Genomic DNA, 13,578 nt, shown 5'->3' with positions numbered 1-13,578 from the left:
CCCATGCGCCTGAAGTGCATCAAGCTGGCGGGGTTCAAATCCTTCGTCGACCCCACTACGGTGAACTTCCCCAGTAACATGGCGGCGGTCGTCGGCCCTAACGGCTGCGGCAAATCCAACATCATTGACGCCGTGCGCTGGGTCATGGGCGAAAGCTCGGCCAAGAACCTGCGCGGCGAGTCGATGACCGACGTTATCTTCAATGGCTCAACCAGCCGCAAGCCCGTCAGCCAGGCCAGCATTGAGCTGGTCTTCGATAACTCGGACGGCACGCTGGTCGGCGAGTACGCGGCCTACGCGGAGATTTCCATCCGCCGCAAGGTCACCCGCGACAGCCAGAACACTTATTACCTGAACGGCACCAAATGCCGTCGGCGGGACATTACTGATATTTTCCTCGGTACCGGTCTGGGTCCGCGCAGCTATTCGATCATCGAACAGGGCATGATCTCCAAGCTGATCGAAGCCAAGCCGGAAGACTTGCGTAATTTCATCGAGGAAGCGGCGGGTATCTCCAAGTACAAGGAGCGCCGTCGCGAAACTGAAAACCGTATCCGCCGTACCCACGAAAACCTCGCGCGCCTGACCGACCTTCGCGAAGAGCTGGAGCGCCAGCTGGAACGCTTGCATCGTCAGGCTCAGGCTGCCGAGAAGTATCAGGAATACAAAGCTGAGGAGCGTCAGCTCAAGGCACAGTTGTCAGCGTTGCGCTGGCAGGCGCTAAACGAGCAGGTGGGTCAGCGCGAGGCGGTGATTGGCAATCAGGAGGTCGGTTTCGAGGCCTTGGTCGCCGAACAGCGCAATGCCGATGCCAGCATCGAGCGTTTGCGTGACGGTCACCACGACCTGTCCGAGCGCTTCAATCTGGTTCAGGGGCGCTTCTACTCCGTGGGCGGTGACATTGCCCGCGTCGAGCAAAGTATCCAGCACGGTCAGCAGCGTCTGCGCCAATTGCAGGACGACCTGCGTGAAGCCGAGCGCGCCCGTCAGGAAACCGAATCCCATCTGGGCCACGACCGCACGCTGCTGGCTACGTTGGGCGAAGAGCTGGAAATGCTTGAGCCCGAGCAGGAGATGACCAGTGCTGCCGCCGAGGAATCCGCAGCATCGCTGGAAGATGCTGAAAGCGCGATGCATGGCTGGCAGGAGAAGTGGGACAGCTTTAACTTGCGATCAGCCGAACCGCGACGTCAGGCGGAAGTCCAGCAGTCGCGTATTCAGCAACTGGAACACAGCCTGGAGCGACTGGCCGAGCGGCAGCGACGTCTGGGTGAAGAATTGGAGTTGCTCAAAGCCGATCCGGAAGACGCGGCGATCCTGCAACTGGACGAAGATCTTGCTACCCGGGAAATGACCCTCGAAGAGTTGCACATCGGCGAAGAGCAAGCTGTCGAGCGGCTTGAGCAGTTGCGCAACGAGCTGCAACAGGCCAATCAGGCACAGCAACAGACCCAAGGCGAATTGCAGCGGCTTAACGGCCGTTTAGCATCCCTTGAAGCGTTGCAGCAGGCTGCGCTTGATCCCGACACCGGTACCGCCGAATGGCTGCGCGATCATGATTTGGCTGAACAACCACGGATGGCTGAAGGCCTGCGGGTTGAGCCGGGTTGGGAGCTGGCGGTGGAAACCGTGCTGGGTGCGGACCTGCAGGCCGTGCTGGTGGATGACTTCGGCGGGCTTGACCTTGCGGGTTTCCAGCAGGGCGATTTGCGGCTGGTCAGTACTAGCGCCGAGGCTGCGCGAATCCCCGGCAGTCTGCTGGATAAAGTCGACAGTGCTATGGACCTCGCCAGTTGGCTGGGCCAGGTGCGTCCGGTGGAAACCCTCGACGAAGCGCTGGCCCAGCGCGGTGAACTGGCAGCGGGGCAAAGCCTGATCAGTCGCGATGGTTATTGGGTGGGGCGGCACTTTCTGCGGGTACGTCGCGCCAGTGAAGCGCAAAGCGGCGTGCTGGCCCGCGGTCAGGAGTTGCAGCGTCTGGGGCAGGAGCGCGATGAGCGTGAAGCTACACTGGCCACGCTTGAAGAGCAGCTGTTGATACTGCGTGAACAGCAATCGAATCAGGAAGAGGCCCGGGAAGAGTTGCGCCGCCGGGTCCAGGATGAAACCCGTCAGCAAAGCGAGCTCCGGGCGCAATTGTCTGCCGCCAGGGTCAAGGTCGAACAGCTCACCTTGCGTCGTACCCGACTGGATGAAGAACTTGCAGAGCTGGGCGAGCAACGCGCCATGGAGCACGAGCATCTTGGTGAGTCACGCCTGCAATTGCAGGATGCGCTGGACGCCATGGCGCTGGACACCGAGCAGCGTGAACTGCTTCAGGCCCAGCGCGACAGCCTGCGCGAGCACCTTGACCGCGTGCGTCAGGAAGCCCGTCAACACAAGGACCACGCCCATCAACTGGCTGTGCGCCTTGGCTCGCTGAGGGCTCAGCACGATTCCACACGACAGGCGCTTGAGCGTCTGGAGATGCAGTCCGAGCGCCTGACCGAAAAGCGCGAGCAGCTCGATTTGAATCTGGAGGAGGGCGAAGCCCCGCTGGAAGAGCTGCGCCTGAAACTTGAAGAATTACTTGAGCGGCGCATGGCGGTGGACGATGAAATGCGTACCGCCAAGAATGCGCTGGAAGATGCCGATCGCGAATTGCGCGATGCCGAGAAGCGCCGTACCCAGGCCGAGCAGCAATCACAATTGCTACGTGGGCAGTTGGAGCAGCAGCGGATGGAGTGGCAATCCCTCACGGTGCGCCGTACCACCTTGCAGGATCAGCTGCTTGAAGACGGTTACGACCTGCAGGGCGTGCTGGCAACCCTGACCGCTGAGGCCAACGAAAAAGACGCAGAAGAAGAACTTGAGCGCATTGCCGTACGGATTCAGCGGCTGGGCGCGATCAACCTTGCAGCCATCGATGAGTACCAGCAGCAGTCTGAGCGCAAACGCTATCTGGACGCGCAAAACGCTGACCTGGTTGAGGCACTGGAAACCCTCGAAAACGTGATCCGCAAGATCGACAAGGAGACGCGAAATCGATTCAAAGAGACCTTCGATCAGATAAACAGTGGAATTCAGGCACTTTTTCCAAAAGTTTTCGGTGGAGGCTCAGCTTATTTGGAACTGACTGGCGAAGATTTACTCGATACAGGGGTAACAATCATGGCGCGCCCGCCGGGGAAGAAAAACAGCACGATCCATTTGCTGTCCGGTGGCGAGAAAGCCTTGACTGCGTTGGCGTTGGTTTTCGCCATCTTCAAGCTCAATCCTGCACCGTTCTGCATGCTCGACGAAGTGGATGCACCGCTGGACGATGCCAACGTTGGACGCTATGCGCGACTGGTCAAGGAGATGTCGCAGACTGTGCAATTCATTTACATCACCCACAACAAGATCGCCATGGAAATGGCCGATCAATTGATGGGTGTCACCATGCATGAACCGGGTTGTTCGCGACTTGTGGCGGTGGATGTAGAGGAGGCGATGGCATTGGTCGATGCCTAGCAATGCCTGTTCTGCGCGGTAGAAATGGCCATTTAATAGCTTTGCGTGAACAACTCTGTGGGGTAGATATCGCTTTGCGCACAAACCAGATGTAACAGACGGTGTAAAGTTACCTTTGGTCGTGCTAGTTTAATGTCCACTTTTTCTTTTCGCGTGGGCAAATTGCCAGTCAGAACAGAGACTTGGCACCACGTTTTAAAGGGGTTTAGGCCCTTATTTCAAGCATTCTTCATTAGAGGCACTGGATTACATGGAAATCGGTCTGCGCGAGTGGCTGATCGTCATCGGCATAATTGTCATTGCCGGTATTCTTTTTGATGGCTGGCGCCGTATGCGCGGCAGCAAGGGGAAATTGAAATTCAGGCTGGACCGCAGCTTCTCGAACCTGCCGGATGACGATGAACCGTCCTCCGCCGAGTTGCTGGGCCCACCGCGAGTGCTCGACACACATAAAGAGCCGCAGCTCGACGAGGAAGACCTGCCGTCGATGAGCGCGACGCCGCGTCAGAGCAAGCGCAATAACAAACGCAAGGATGAGCCGCAGCAAGGCGATCTCAACCTGGACATGGACGGCCCGAGCCTGTTCACCGGGCGCGAAGATGCCTTCGAAGATGACAAGCCTGCCCAGCGCATCACCGAAGACAAGGATCTGCCGCCTGTTGAGGAAGTGCTGGTCATCAGCGTTATTTGCCGCGACGAAAGTGGCTTCAAAGGCCCTGCGTTGTTGCAGAACATTCTGGAAAGCGGTCTGCGTTTTGGTGAGATGGATATTTTCCATCGTCACGAAAGCATGGCAGGCAACGGTGAAGTGCTGTTCTCCATGGCCAATGCCGTCAAGCCTGGCGTATTTGATCTGGATGACATCGACCACTTCAGCACCCGTGCCGTGAGCTTCTTCCTCGGCTTGCCGGGGCCGCGTCATCCGAAACAGGCTTTTGACGTCATGGTCGCCGCTGCTCGCAAGCTGGCCCATGAACTCAATGGCGAACTCAAGGATGACCAGCGCAGCGTCATGACCGCGCAGACCATTGAGCACTACCGTCAGCGCATCGTCGAATTCGAACGCCGCGCATTGACTCAGCGTCGTTGATTTATGCTTGGGTAAACATCCTGTGGGAGCGAATTCATTCGCGAGAGGCCGGTAGATTCAACATCATCGTTGACTGATCTATTGCATTCGCGAATGAATTCGCTCCCACGCAGACTGTGTGAAAACTACTGCGCTCGGCAATACTGCGTTAAAAACAGGCGAAAAATGCTCATTTAGAACACCTAGACTCCGCTTTTTCGCCTGTTTTTGCCTTGTCTTGCCGTCGCTCGCTACGTTTTCACACAGTCTGCACGGGTTATGCCCTGATAGACCGTACCAACATCTGAGCAGCCTAGGCTGCTCTTTTGCTTTTGAAGAGAACACCGCATGAAAGCCGCCGAAACCCGAATCCTTGAACTGCGCGCCGAACTGGATCAGCACAACTACCGCTATCACGTCCTCGACGAGCCGAGCATTCCGGACGCGGAGTACGACCGGCTGTTCCACGAGCTCAAAGCGCTGGAAGCAGAAAACCCCCATCTGGTCACGCCTGATTCGCCCACGCAGCGGGTCGGCAGTGCAGCGCTGTCGGCATTTACTCAGGTGCGTCACGAAGTACCGATGCTCAGCCTGGGTAACGCCTTCGAAGAAGTCGACATGCGTGAGTTCGACCGCCGCGTCACCGAAGGGCTGGACTTGCCTGCCGTTGATTTGCTTGGCAGCGGCGCAAAAGTGCAATATAGCTGCGAACCCAAGCTCGATGGTCTTGCGGTCAGCCTGTTGTACCGTGATGGCGCGCTGGTACGGGGCGCTACACGTGGCGACGGCACCACCGGGGAAGACATCAGCATCAACGTGCGCACTGTGCGTAATATCCCGCTGAAGCTGCATGGCACGGGCTGGCCCGAAGTGCTGGAAGTGCGCGGTGAAGTGTTCATGTCCAAGGCGGGCTTCGAGCGGCTCAATGCGAGTCAGGCGGAAATCGGCGGCAAGACTTTTGCCAACCCGCGTAATGCGGCAGCGGGTAGCCTGCGTCAGCTGGATTCGAAGATTACCGCTAACCGCCCACTGGAATTCTGTGCATATGGTCTGGGCCAAGTGTCTGCGGAAATCTCCGACACCCATATCGGCAACCTGAACCAGCTCAAGGAATGGGGTATGCCGGTCAGTCGCGAACTGAAACTGGCAGATGGCATTGAAGAATGCCTTGAGTATTACCGTGACATCGGCGAGCGGCGTCTGGCCCTGACATACGAAATCGACGGTGTGGTGTTCAAGGTCAACGACCTGGCTGCACAACGCGAGCTGGGTTTTCGCGCCCGTGAGCCGCGTTGGGCCATCGCCCATAAATTCCCCGCCATGGAAGAGCTGACCGAACTGCTCGACGTCGAGTTTCAGGTTGGCCGTACGGGCGCTGTTACGCCGGTGGCACGCCTGAAGCCTGTGAAGGTAGCCGGCGTGACTGTCGCCAACGCGACCCTGCATAACATGGACGAAGTGGCACGTCTGGGACTGATGATCGGCGATACCGTGATCATCCGTCGCGCAGGCGATGTGATTCCTCAAGTGGTGCAAGTCGTGCTTGAGCGTCGTCCGGAAGACGCCCGCGCGGTAGAAATCCCGCAAACCTGTCCGGTGTGTGGTTCCCATGTCGAGCGCACGCAATTGATCAAGCGCAGCAAGGGCAAGGAAACCGTCAGCGAAGGCGCGGTTTACCGCTGTGTGGGTCGACTGGCCTGCGGTGCGCAACTCAAGCAGGCAATCATCCATTACGTCTCGCGACGGGCCATGGATATCGAAGGCCTGGGCGACAAAACCATCGAACAGCTGGTTGACGAAAAACTGATTGGTTCGCCAGCCGATCTCTATGCACTGACCTTTGAGCAAATCGTCGATCTGGAGGGCTTCGCGGAAATCTCCAGCAAAAAGCTGCTCAAGGCCATCGAAGACAGCAAGCAACCCACGCTGGCGCGGTTTATCTATGCGCTGGGTATTCCGGATGTGGGCGAGGAGACCGCCAAGGTGCTGGCTCGCTCCCTGGCGTCGCTGGAACGAGTCAAACAAGCGTTGCCTGAAGTGCTGACGTATTTGCCGGATGTCGGTCTTGAAGTAGCCCATGAGATCCACAGCTTCTTTGAAGACGGGCACAACCAAAATGTGATTGACGCGCTGCTGAACGAGCGAGGCCTGCAATTGCAGGATGAGGGTGAGCTGGGCGCAGAGTTCGCTGCCAGCGCGACGCTGGGTGGCATGGTCGACAAGCTGAACATCCCTTCGGTAGGTCCCGGTGCCGCTCAGAAGCTGGCCGACAAGTTTGGCTCGCTGGAAGGCATCATCAAGGCTGACTGGCTGGACATGCGTCAGGCCTTGCCCGAGAAACAGGCCAGAGCGGTGCGTGAGTTTTTCGACAAACCGGAAAACGCCGAACGCGGGCTGGCCATCGAAGCCCAGTTGAAAGACTTCGGCATGCACTGGCAGAGCGAGAAAAAAGTCGTCGAAGGCTTGCCTTTGGCGGGGCAGACCTGGGTATTGACCGGTTCGCTGGAACTGATGAGCCGCGACGTAGCGAAGGAAAAACTGGAAAGCCTGGGGGCCAAGGTGTCCGGCTCCGTATCGGCTAAAACCCACACCGTAGTCGCCGGGCCGGGGGCCGGGTCAAAGTTGACCAAGGCCAACGAGCTGGGTTTGAAGGTGCTGGATGAAGAGGCGTTTGTAGGCTTTTTGGCGAAGCATGGCATCGCGGTGGATTGAAAGGCCATGTGCTGACCTGACGGGATAAGTGCTTCATGTGGGAGGTCTATGTTTGCCTGCAAACTGATGTGCGATGCAAATCCTGTGGGACCGAATTTATTCGGGAAGGCGGCATTTCAGACGATACACAGGCTGCGTATGTATCGGCCCCTTCGCGAATGAATTCGCTCCCACGACGTTCGCGCAATCCCTTTACCTGTGGATGCCCCACGGGGCGTCATCGCCCAGAAGATCGATGATTCAGCAAAGATCCACGTCACGCATCAACTCCACGGAACGACGGCAACCGGCGATGATCTAGTGCATGCTGGCCCACCAGGAGATCGCCATGTACCGGTTTTTCGAGCAACTCAGTTCACGTATTGCTGCACCTTTTGTTGGCGAGACCCGGCGTAACAGCAAGGTTTGGCAGTGCCAGTGTGGTCAGTCTGTATTCTTTCCCAATACCCAGTGTCTGGCCTGCTCCGCAGCGCTTGGTTATCTGCCAGAGCAGGGACGGGTTGCAGCTCTTGAGCCTGGCCCCGATCAAGACACCTGGCGCCTGAGTGACGAGCCGGGAGCCGGGTTGTATCGACGTTGTGCCAACGTTGATACGCCTGCGGCCTGCAACTGGCTGTTTCCCGCCGATGACAGTGGCGAGTTCTGCATTGCCTGTAGCTTGAACAAGACCATTCCCGACCTGTCGATCCCGGAAAACGGTGAGCGCTGGTGCAAGGTGGAAACCGCCAAGCGTCGACTGGTTGCGCAGTTGATTTCCCTCGGGCTGAAAGTCATCCCCAAAACTCAGGACGAAGAGCGCGGGCTGGCCTTTGAGTTTCTTGGCGTTGATCTGGAAGGCAAAGCGCCCACTACCGGGCACGCCAACGGCTTGATTACTCTGGATATCAAAGAAGCAGATGACGCCCATCGCGAGAAAATTCGTGTGCAGATGCACGAACCTTATCGGACTCTGCTCGGGCATTTCCGTCACGAAGTGGGCCACTACTATTGGGATCGGTTGATCGCAAATACCTGGTGGCAGGACGGGTATCGCAACCTGTTCGGCGATGAGCGCGCCAGTTATGCCGAGGCACTGGATCACCATTACCAGAACGGGGCGCCAGCCGACTGGCAGCAGAACTTCGTTAGCGCTTACGCCACCATGCATCCATGGGAGGATTGGGCGGAGACCTGGGCGCATTACCTGCACATGATGGATGCGGTCGATACCGCGCTGGGTTTTGGCATGAGTGCCCGGGATATGGACCTGGATTATCAGCCGTTCCCGCTGGAAACCCTTTACGACCCGCAACACCCCGGCGGGCCTGCGTTCCTGTCATTCGTCAATGCCTGGATCGAACTGGCCGGGATGCTCAACGAGCTTTCGCGCAGCATGGGCCAGCCTGACTTCTATCCGTTCGTTTTGCCTCCCGCAGTGATCACCAAACTGCATTTCATTCACCTGGTGATTCAGGACGCGGGCGGCAAGGCGGATGAGGTGTTGCAAGCGCAGTAGGTAGGGACGTAGTCCTCCGTTACGCCGCCGTATGCTGATCTGTAGGAGCTGCCGAAGGCTGCGATGGCGGTGGGCAGGCAGAATGCATTCGCAGCCTGCGGCAGCTCCTACAGATTGATTTATGGCAATGAGTCTCGCGCCAGACGGCAGACCTGTAGGAGCGCACGAGCCCCTGAGGAATGCATTGCAATTCGGTGATGAGTGTTCTGGATTGATAAGACCCCGATTTCTTCAGGCCTAAACCTTCAACACCAACTTCCCGAAATTTTCGCCCTTGAACAGCTTCTGCAGGGTTTCGGGAAACGTCTCCAGCCCATCGACAATGTCCTCACGGCTCTTTAGTTTGCCCTCAGCCATCCAGCCGGCCATCTCCTGCCCGGCAGCGGCAAACTTGCTGGCGTAGTCCATGACCACAAAACCCTCCATGCGGGCCCGGTTGACCAACAGCGACAGGTAATTGCTCGGCCCTTTGACGGGCGAGGTGTTGTTGTACTGACTGATCGCGCCACAGATCACGACCCGCGCCTTGGGCGCCAGACGGCTGAGTACGGCGTCGAGAATGTCGCCACCGACGTTATCGAAATAGACATTCACGCCATTGGGACACTCACGCTTCAGACCTGCCAGAACATCCTCGCTCTTGTAGTCGATGACGCCGTCGAAGCCCAGCTCATTAACCAGCGATTCACACTTCTGTTTACCACCCGCGATGCCAATCACTCGGCAACCTTTAAGCTTGGCGATCTGTCCGGCGACACTTCCCACGGCACCCGCTGCGCCGGAAATCACTACGGTGTCGCCACTCTGCGGCGCTCCGACATCCAGCAGCGCAAAGTAGGCGGTCATGCCGGTCATGCCCAGCGCTGAAAGGTAGCGGGGCAGCGGTGCGAGTTTAGGGTCGATTTTGTAGAAGCCTTTAGGCTCACCAAGGAAGTAGTCCTGAACGCCCAGTGCGCCCTGAACAAAGTCACCTTCCGCGAACTGTTCGCTTTGCGAGGCGATCACTTCGCCCACGCCCAGTGCGCGCATCACCTCGCCCAGACCGACAGGGGCGATGTACGACTTGCCCTCGTTCATCCAGCCGCGCATGGCCGGATCCAGTGACAGGTAATGGTTCTTGACCAGAATCTGCCCGCTTGCCAGCTCGCCGACCGGTATTTCCTGATAAGTGAAGTCTTCGCGACTCGCCTGGCCGACCGGGCGTTTGGCGAGCAGGAATTGGCGGTTGGTGTGGCTGCTCATGGCATTTCCTCATAAATAGTCAAAGATTGATTGAAGTCGCTGAGGCGTTGCCCGGCAAGTGAAGATCATCGTGCGAATGCTTTGCGATCCAGTTGGATTATGAGCAAGCGCGCGCACCCGCTGGTGGTAGGCTTTCAAAATCAGGTAAATGTTTTTCGGTGTGGATCGACAGCCGAGACTAATCTACATTGGGCCACTGACCTGAAACTTGAGCTTTTGTAATGTCTTCCATCTGTTTGCCAACCCTTCGCCCTCATGCGCTCCGCCCCGGAGATGCAGTCGCTCTGGTTTCGCCTGCTGGCCCGGTGGCACCGGCAAAGGTCGAGAGTGCGGCAGAGGTTCTCAAGAGCTGGGGTCTCAGGCCCCGGATTTACCCTCACGCACTGGACACTCATTCTTTTTATGCGGGCACTGATGAGCACCGGCTTGCAGACTTCAATGCTGCGCTGGCTGATCCGGAGATCCGCGCACTGTTTTGTAATCGTGGCGGCTACGGCGCGCAACGCATCGTTCAGCATCTTGATTTCGACGCGGTTAAACGCGATCCGAAACTGGTGATTGGTTTTTCTGATATCACTGCGTTTCACGGTGCGCTTTGGCAGCATGCGCGACTGGCAACCATCCACGGGCCGGTGGCCAGTCAGCTTGAGCGCGGCGGTCTGTTCGTCAGCGGTTTGCGACACGTGACCATGAGCACCGAACCGGTTCTGGTCGCAGCCGATGCAGCGGAGCGCACCTTCGATGTGCGTACCCGCGGCACGGCTCATGGTGTATTGCTGGGAGGCAATCTCAGCATACTCAGCAGCAGCGTGGGTACTGATTACATGCCAGATCTCAACGGCGCCATTCTGCTGATCGAAGATGTGAGCGAAGCGGCCTATCGTGTTGACCGCCTGCTTACTCATCTACTCAACAGTGGCGCGCTGAATGGATTGACAGGCATTGCGGTTGGGCAGTTCAGCGAACCTAAAGGCGCTACCGGATCGATCACCCATTCGAGTGTCTTGATGGAACGACTGGGTGATCTGGGCATTCCTGTTCTGGGCGGTCTTTCCATTGGCCATGACGCTATCAACCACGCGGTGCCGCTGGGCATCGAAGCCACACTCGATGCGGATGCGGGAACCTTGCTGGTGGGGGCTGCGACTTGCTGAATACCCCTGCGCACGTTTAGCGCTCCACGCAGGGTAATCGCTCCGAATCGGACGTTTACCCTGCAACTGCTGCCAGGTCATCCGCTGCTTTTATGCTCAAGTCTCGACGTCGCACGCAGGCTGATAATCCCAAGTTGCCCCGGATAAGTCTGAAAACGACTTCGGCATAGCTATTTGCCATTATCTCGGCGTCAAAGACTTGTACATCTTCAGGCTCATTGCGAATCTGCACGATTATTGAATGGCGTGAATCAACGGCCTGAGTGTTCGGCCAGAACGCCTTGAGTGATCGAACGGAGATGAGCGCTATGATTTCGGCCATGCAAGCTCGCGTTGCCAACCTTGGGATGGCAAAGAAACTCGGCGTGGGTTTCACGCTGGTTTTGCTGCTGACCGCGCTGGTGGCCGCTATTGGTGTCTGGTCGCTGAAAAGCATCAGCGCTCACTTCGATGGCCTTAACCAGATGTCTTCCCTGAACAGCGGGCTTCTCAAGGTCAGGTTGCTGGAGCAGGAATACGCGCTGCGCAGTGATCCGAAGATCGTTGAGCAACTGCATGTTGGCGTTGATGAGTTGAATGCACTGGCTGAGCAATTGAAAAGTCAGTCCCCCGCCAGCGAGTCACGCATGACCGAGGTCCAGCAGACATTGGGGGCTTATCGCAGGTCCTTCGATCAGTTCGTCGATATCAGCCAAAGCAAGGACATTGCGCTGGAAATGGCCAGTTGGTCCGTCTCTAGCGTCGCCAACAATCTGGATGTTTTACAGGCCGGGCTGGCGGATGACGGCGCCTATGGGCTCAAAGAGTCGAAGGGTGAGCAGGGTTCGGAGTTCATCGAGCAGGCCAATCAGGTCAGCCAGGTCTCAAAATTGATGATGCAGGCAATGGACGAGGCCCGGGTGCGTCTCGATAAAAGCCGCAAGACAGGCTCGGGTGACGAGGTCAGGACCGGCAAAATCACGCAGGCGGATGATGCCAAGGCGTTGGTCGAGGAGCTCAAAGGTGTCGTCAAGGACGAGGGCTACCAGACTGTGTTGGGTGAAGTCAGTACGCATATCGTCAATTTCACTGAAAAACTCAGTGAATACACCGACCTGCTCGACAGCGAAGCCAAGGTATCACTTCAGTTGGCTGCCAACGCCACTCAGGTCGTCGAGCAAGTGAAGCAGGCCTACGCCGCCGAAGATCAGTCGATGCAGGCGCAACTCACCACGAACACGTTGCAGATCATCGGCTCATCGGTGGTGGCCTTGTTGGTGGGTGTCATGGCTTCGCTGTTGATCACTCGCCTGATCGTTCACCCGTTGCGCAGCGTCATTGCCACTGCGCAACGTATTGCTGCGGGGGACCTGAGCGGTAGTATCGACGTACGGCGCAAGGATGAAATCGGACAACTGATGCTCGCCATGCAGCAAATGGGGGCTGGCCTGAGTGGCATCGTCAGCGGTCTGCAGGCAGGTATCGATCAGTTGGCCAGTTCTGCGCATTCTCTTTCGGCTGTGACTGAGCAGACTAATCGCGAAGTCAGTCATCAGCAGGAAGAGACCGAGCAGGTCGCGACGGCCATGAACCAGATGACGGCATCTGTGCATGACGTCGCCCGCAATGCGGAACAAGCGGCGCTTGCCGCGCAGAGCGCTGATGAGAAGGTCGACAGCGGCCAGACAGTGGTGCGTCAGAGTTTGCAGCGCATTGAGCAATTGGCCAGTTCTTCTGCGTCGGCCATCGACAGCATTGAAAACCTGAGCAACGAGATCCAGAACATCGGCACGGTGCTTGGGGTCATTAAAAGCGTGGCCGAACAGACCAATCTGTTGGCGCTGAATGCGGCTATCGAAGCCGCGCGCGCAGGTGAGCAGGGCAGGGGCTTTGCCGTGGTTGCCGACGAGGTAAGAGCGCTGGCCAGGCGAACTCAGCAATCCACTGAGGAAATCGAACGACTCGTCAGCAGCCTTCGCAGTGGTGCTTCAGCCTCCGTGGCACACATCCAGAGCAGTGGTGAACTGGTCAGGCTTGCGGTCAGCGATGCGCTGCAAACCGAAAGCGCGTTGGGCAGCATTGCTGCGGCGGTTTCGATGATCCAGCAGATGAACCAGCAAATTGCTGCAGCGGCAGAACAACAGACGTCGGTCGCCGAAGAGATCAATCGCAGCGTCACTAATATTCGCGCCAGCGCCGACCAGTCCGCCCTGGCCATGCGGGGCAATGCAGCGTCGAGTACTGAGCTTGCATCACTTGGGACCGAGCTCAAGGGGATGGTTGGGCATTTCAGGTTGTAGCGAAACACTGAATCTTTATTGGCCCGTAGGAGCTGCCGAAGGCTGCGAGCACTTAGTCTGATGCACCGCCATCGCAGCCTTCGGCAGCTCCTACAGACCACTTGTTTGTGGCGCAGGATCATCTTCGAATCCGGT

At 57.7% G+C, this 13,578-nt stretch carries 8 protein-coding genes and 1 pseudogene; 7 read left to right on the top strand and 2 right to left on the bottom strand.

Going from position 1 to position 13,578, the window contains the following annotated elements:
• The first annotated feature begins 3 nt into the window (after window positions 1-3).
• The 4 genes from smc to K3169_RS20915 all read left to right on the top strand — a co-directional run bounded on the left by smc (window position 4) and on the right by K3169_RS20915 (window position 8,768).
• Window positions 4-3,492: a chromosome segregation protein SMC gene (gene smc / locus K3169_RS20930; RefSeq protein WP_263267815.1), complete on the top strand. Its 3,489-nt coding sequence runs from the start codon at window positions 4-6 to the stop codon at window positions 3,490-3,492.
• A gap of 250 nt (window positions 3,493-3,742) precedes the next feature.
• Window positions 3,743-4,582 (top strand): cell division protein ZipA, encoded by an 840-nt coding sequence (gene zipA, locus K3169_RS20925; protein WP_027898913.1) that lies wholly within the window; start codon window positions 3,743-3,745, stop codon window positions 4,580-4,582.
• A gap of 327 nt (window positions 4,583-4,909) precedes the next feature.
• Entirely contained in the window at window positions 4,910-7,273 is a 2,364-nt protein-coding gene (gene ligA, locus K3169_RS20920) for an NAD-dependent DNA ligase LigA (protein ID WP_263267812.1), read from the top strand.
• Between the two features lie 328 nt (window positions 7,274-7,601).
• Complete coding sequence (locus tag K3169_RS20915) at window positions 7,602-8,768, top strand: putative zinc-binding metallopeptidase (RefSeq protein ID WP_231673674.1); 1,167 nt, start codon at window positions 7,602-7,604, stop codon at window positions 8,766-8,768.
• 237 nt (window positions 8,769-9,005) lie between these two features.
• Here K3169_RS20915 and K3169_RS20910 read toward each other — a convergent pair whose 3' ends face one another.
• A complete protein-coding gene (locus K3169_RS20910; RefSeq protein WP_231673675.1) occupies window positions 9,006-10,010 on the bottom strand; it encodes an NADP-dependent oxidoreductase in 1,005 nt (334 codons plus the stop codon).
• Window positions 10,011-10,231: 221 nt separating this feature from the next.
• Between K3169_RS20910 and K3169_RS20905 the strand changes: the two genes are divergently transcribed.
• On the top strand, window positions 10,232-11,164 hold the full coding sequence (locus K3169_RS20905) for an LD-carboxypeptidase (protein ID WP_263267810.1): 933 nt from the start codon (window positions 10,232-10,234) through the stop codon (window positions 11,162-11,164).
• Between the two features lie 55 nt (window positions 11,165-11,219).
• Here the strand turns inward: K3169_RS20905 and K3169_RS20900 are convergent, their stop codons facing one another.
• Complete coding sequence (locus tag K3169_RS20900; protein WP_231677561.1) at window positions 11,220-11,486, bottom strand: hypothetical protein; 267 nt, start codon at window positions 11,484-11,486, stop codon at window positions 11,220-11,222.
• Here K3169_RS20900 and K3169_RS29860 point away from each other — a divergent pair.
• Together K3169_RS29860 and K3169_RS29855 are read left to right on the top strand one after the other, a co-directional pair.
• Window positions 11,464-12,582, top strand: a pseudogene (locus K3169_RS29860) (HAMP domain-containing protein); the annotation flags it as partial. The gene K3169_RS20900 and the pseudogene K3169_RS29860 sit on opposite strands and share 23 nt — an antisense overlap.
• Window positions 12,562-13,443: a methyl-accepting chemotaxis protein gene (locus K3169_RS29855; RefSeq protein ID WP_411567058.1), complete on the top strand. Its 882-nt coding sequence runs from the start codon at window positions 12,562-12,564 to the stop codon at window positions 13,441-13,443. The pseudogene K3169_RS29860 and the gene K3169_RS29855, both read left to right, overlap by 21 nt.
• Window positions 13,444-13,578: the final 135 nt, after the last annotated feature.

Origin of the sequence: Pseudomonas phytophila (genome assembly GCF_025643095.1) — a bacterium.
Lineage (GTDB): Bacteria > Pseudomonadota > Gammaproteobacteria > Pseudomonadales > Pseudomonadaceae > Aquipseudomonas > Aquipseudomonas quasicaspiana.
This window is presented reverse-complemented; position numbering and strand designations above follow the sequence as displayed.

What these genes read in the sequence shown, in the direction of transcription:
- zipA (WP_027898913.1), top strand. Translation starts at nt 3,743, where the DNA reads ATGGAAATCGGTCTGCGCGAGTGGCTGATCGTCATCGGCATAATTGTC.
- K3169_RS20900 (WP_231677561.1), bottom strand. Translation starts at nt 11,486, where the DNA reads ATGGCCGAAATCATAGCGCTCATCTCCGTTCGATCACTCAAGGCGTTC.
- ligA (WP_263267812.1), top strand. Translation starts at nt 4,910, where the DNA reads ATGAAAGCCGCCGAAACCCGAATCCTTGAACTGCGCGCCGAACTGGAT.
- K3169_RS29855 (WP_411567058.1), top strand. Translation starts at nt 12,562, where the DNA reads ATGCTCGCCATGCAGCAAATGGGGGCTGGCCTGAGTGGCATCGTCAGC.
- K3169_RS20915 (WP_231673674.1), top strand. Translation starts at nt 7,602, where the DNA reads ATGTACCGGTTTTTCGAGCAACTCAGTTCACGTATTGCTGCACCTTTT.
- K3169_RS20910 (WP_231673675.1), bottom strand. Translation starts at nt 10,010, where the DNA reads ATGAGCAGCCACACCAACCGCCAATTCCTGCTCGCCAAACGCCCGGTC.
- K3169_RS20905 (WP_263267810.1), top strand. Translation starts at nt 10,232, where the DNA reads ATGTCTTCCATCTGTTTGCCAACCCTTCGCCCTCATGCGCTCCGCCCC.
- smc (WP_263267815.1), top strand. Translation starts at nt 4, where the DNA reads ATGCGCCTGAAGTGCATCAAGCTGGCGGGGTTCAAATCCTTCGTCGAC.